The sequence below is a fragment of the Succinatimonas hippei YIT 12066 genome (assembly GCF_000188195.1).
GTDB classification, from domain to species: Bacteria; Pseudomonadota; Gammaproteobacteria; order Enterobacterales; family Succinivibrionaceae; genus Succinatimonas; species Succinatimonas hippei.
In genome coordinates, this window is sequence record NZ_GL831023.1 from 1 (window position 1) to 2,767 (window position 2,767).

Here is a 2,767-nt window from a genome sequence, read left to right on the forward strand (position 1 = left end):
ATGATCTCCGCCCTAAAGGACGGGGTTTTAGCCGTCTGCCTTTTTTGATAAATACTATTTTCTCAACTTGCTTTTCTTTAGCATAATCAATACAAGCCTTTAAACATGCAGATCCCGCACCGGTTCCCGTGTACATACCCTTGGCACAGAATTTTTCAATCTCCCACTCTTTATTGGAAAGAGGAGCAATCATACTGCAAGCTAAAACTTCGCCTTCATCATCTAAAGCAAAAAATATCTGACCGCCGTCTGCAATTTTTGCCTCGATATTATTCAGCACCTTAAAATCTTCAGGCTCCATAACGAACATTTTTGAAATCCATTCGGTATTCATTTTCACAAAATCTTTTTTATATTTGTCTGCATATGGAACGACCTGCATATTAAAACTCCTTTATTTACATTTAATTTTCATCACACTTTTCTAAAATCTTTGTTATAACGTCATAAGCTGTAATCAACTCAGTACACTCTTTACAATCCAAACTTTTTATAATTTCTGCAATTTCCTGATTGGATTTTCGTATAAACTCTTTAACTGCAGATTCCCCTTGTAAAGTTAAATACAGTTCAAAAGATCTCAAATCCGTCGCCGAAGCTTTTCTTATTATGTAGCCGCTTTTTTCATGAGATTTAATTATTCGGCTTAAATAACTTTTATCTATATTCATATTTTTGGCTATTCCAGCCGCATTATGCTAATCAAAACCGACAAAGCGTCGCCACAGTCAAAACAAAAAAGAAAGGCTCTGTTTATAATATGAGCAATAAACCAACATAAGGAGATTAATTATGAAAATTACTAAATTTCTGCTTGGCGTAATCGCATTTTTTGCTTTCTTTCTTCCACAAGTATCTTGCGCTTTAGAAAAAAACGATAAAATTCTAATTGCTTATTTTTCACAAACCAATAATACCGAGCGTTTAGCTGAAGATTTAATAAAAGGACTTACCGATTATGATGTAACGCTGACAGAAATCGTCAGTGTCGATCCGTACTCTGAGAATATGGAAAAAATGTCTCCGCGCGTTAAAAGCGAGCAGGAAAACAACACGTTAATTCCTATTGCATTATCCAATTATGTTTCTGATCTTAACGACTTTGACGCTGTGTTAATCGGAACGCCTATTTGGTTCAACCACGCACCGGCTCCTATTAAATCATTTTTAAACGCCTATCCGGTAAAAACTGAGCAAAAGCTCGGAGTATTCATCACCTCGGGAACCAGCGAGCCTGATGTTGTTCTTTCCGACATTGAAAAATATTCAACCCATAAAGTTGATGCTTATATGCAATACCGTCCCAGTCACGAAAGCGGAATGGTTCGCGGCGAAAAATACTCAAAATTCATTAACGACATCAACGCCCTGTAATTTAAGAAAAGTAAGGAGAAAACATGCGTAAAATCATTATAGATACTGATATCGGCGTAGACGACGCTTTTGCTTTACGCTACGGCTCTTTACTTTTTGATCTTATCGGCATTACGACGGTGGACGGCAACGTCCCCGTCGATATGGCAACTAAAAACGCCAAGTTCTTCTGTAAAATTTACGACAAAAATATCAGAGTTTATAAAGGAGCCACGCGTCCACTTACGGCAACCCCTACTCCGCCAAGCTTTGATATTCACGGCAGTGACGGCTTAGGTCAGGTTTACGATAATCCCTGCAGTCCGAATGCGGGCAATGCCGTAAACTACCTTATAGAAACGGTAAAAAACCATCCTAATGAAATTACCGTGGTAGCCGTAGGGCCTTTAACTAACATTGCTATAGCATTAAACCTCTATCCGCAATTTGCTGAACAGGTAAAAGAACTTATAATCATGGGTGGTGCTTTCGGGCATCACGGTCATACCGGTAATATGTCAAACTTTGCCGAGTTTAATGTGTTTAAAGATCCTGATGCGGCAGATCTGGTGTTATCAAGTCCTGCGCCTATCACTATTGTGCCTCTTGACGTTACCAATGAAGTACAAATTACCGCAGAAGAAATTCAGAGCACTCATGATGAATTCCTTATCAATATAAGTAAATTCTATCTTGATTTTTCAATTAAACAAAAAGGCTTCAACGGCATGGCTGTTCATGACGCTTTAACCATAGCTTATCTAAATAATCCCGATAACTTTAAAGTAATTGAAAAGCCCTGCAGAGTTATCACTAAAGGAATTGCTGCAGGGCAAACAGTAATTCCGATTTCAAACGCGCGTTCTTCAAATGACTGCTTTAAAGGACTTAAATCCCATAAAATCTGCATAGATGTTAATGTAAGCGCGGTAAAACAAGAATTACTTAAAGCTTTGACAATTTAAAAACATCTATTTGCACAAAGACTTTTTTCTCTTAAGAACCCGGGATTATCAGCAAAGCTTAACTGTAAAAATTAAAATCACTCTTTAAATTGTTTCAACTTTGCTGCAATCTCAAGAAATTTTCGTTGAGACGGTGTCCCCGACACTGCTTTTTTGGGTAAAAAGTCTTTATCAAATTCTTTAAACTCAGCATCATCAACCTTGTACACTTCATCTTCATGATACTTACCGGCAAGGTTAAGTGACGCCGCATCACATAACGGACAAACCTGCAAAGCTTCTGCATACATATTATCAGCATTACGGATGCGGAATTTCTCGGCGGGATAAAAACCTTGTTCGGCATAAAAAGAAGGATCTCCGCAAAGGATGATGGCTTTGTAACCTAAACTTACAGCTATCTGTTTAGTCTTGGCTGGATCTTTCATAGAAAAGGATCCGGCAATTCG

At 38.0% G+C, this 2,767-nt stretch carries 3 protein-coding genes and 2 pseudogenes; 2 read left to right on the plus strand and 3 right to left on the minus strand.

Annotated features, from left to right (window positions below):
• A partial coding sequence (locus HMPREF9444_RS07000) for a GNAT family N-acetyltransferase (protein WP_009143706.1) occupies nt 1–382 on the minus strand: 382 nt, incomplete at its 3' end.
• Between the two features lie 22 nt (nt 383–404).
• Nucleotides 405–686 (minus strand): annotated as a pseudogene (locus HMPREF9444_RS07005) (MarR family winged helix-turn-helix transcriptional regulator); the annotation flags it as partial.
• A gap of 106 nt (nt 687–792) precedes the next feature.
• Between HMPREF9444_RS07005 and HMPREF9444_RS07010 the strand changes: the two are divergent.
• The gene (locus HMPREF9444_RS07010; protein ID WP_009143708.1) at nt 793–1,374 is read left to right on the plus strand and encodes a flavodoxin; all 582 of its coding nucleotides are present in this window, start codon (nt 793–795) and stop codon (nt 1,372–1,374) included.
• Nucleotides 1,375–1,397: 23 nt separating this feature from the next.
• Complete coding sequence (locus HMPREF9444_RS07015; RefSeq protein ID WP_009143709.1) at nt 1,398–2,318, plus strand: nucleoside hydrolase; 921 nt, start codon at nt 1,398–1,400, stop codon at nt 2,316–2,318.
• 77 nt (nt 2,319–2,395) lie between these two features.
• Here HMPREF9444_RS07015 and HMPREF9444_RS07020 read toward each other — a convergent pair.
• A pseudogene (locus tag HMPREF9444_RS07020) lies at nt 2,396–2,767 on the minus strand (hypothetical protein); the annotation flags it as partial.